This window comes from Cobetia sp. LC6 (assembly GCF_030264805.1).
Lineage (GTDB): Bacteria > Pseudomonadota > Gammaproteobacteria > Pseudomonadales > Halomonadaceae > Cobetia.
The window spans coordinates 1-691 of record NZ_JASSPL010000034.1 but is presented as its reverse complement, the minus strand read 5'-3'; the positions used below and the strand labels follow the sequence as shown (position 1 = coordinate 691).

Annotated in this window: 1 protein-coding gene; it reads left to right on the top strand. The window is 60.3% G+C overall.

What is annotated here, in order from left to right; genetic code table 11:
- Positions 1 to 257: 257 nt before the first annotated feature.
- On the top strand, positions 258 to 691 hold a 434-nt coding region (locus tag QQF40_RS16990; RefSeq protein WP_285462030.1), incomplete at its 3' end, for a TolC family protein.

Sequence of the window (691 nt, the reverse complement as noted above, 5' to 3'; positions counted from 1 at the left end):
GGCACGACGTATGATACTTATCAGCTTGGTGAGGCAACGCTGTATATCGATCAAGACGTGACCGTGAATACCAGCAACGGATAAGCCTGATCGAGGTGCCCCGCAAGGGGCACCTCCCTTGATGATCAGCATGATTCAGAAACACTAGAGCGTCAGGATGACGCAGCACTTCAGAGGACACTCTGAAGACAAGGAGTCACATGATGCCCACCCTATTTCGTTGCCCGTCTGCCCACAGACAGGCAACACTTGCGCGCATGCCAGCGACGAAGCGTTGCATCGCCATCTGTGTCATCTCCGCCGGGCTTTCAGCACCCCTCCCGGCCACTGCCCAGACGAATCGCGATCTCACCTCCGTGCTGAGCGATGTGCTTGCCCATGACCCTCGCATCGAGGCCGCTCAGGCCAATGTGCGTGCCGCGGGGACAGAGATCGAGATCGCCGAGGATGGCTATTGGCCGCGCCTGGAGAGCAGTGTCGGCACCGAGGACAACTTCACCGAAGGCGGGTATCGCCTCACGCTGAGCCAGATGCTGTACGACTGGGGCCAGGTGGAGGCCGAGGTCGAGCAGCGCAAGGCAGAGCAGAATGTCGAGCGTGACACCCTGGATCAGACCCGCATGGAAGTCGCGCAGGAGGCGATCACCGCCTATATCGATCTCGGTGCCAACCGCGCCATGATGCGCCGGGT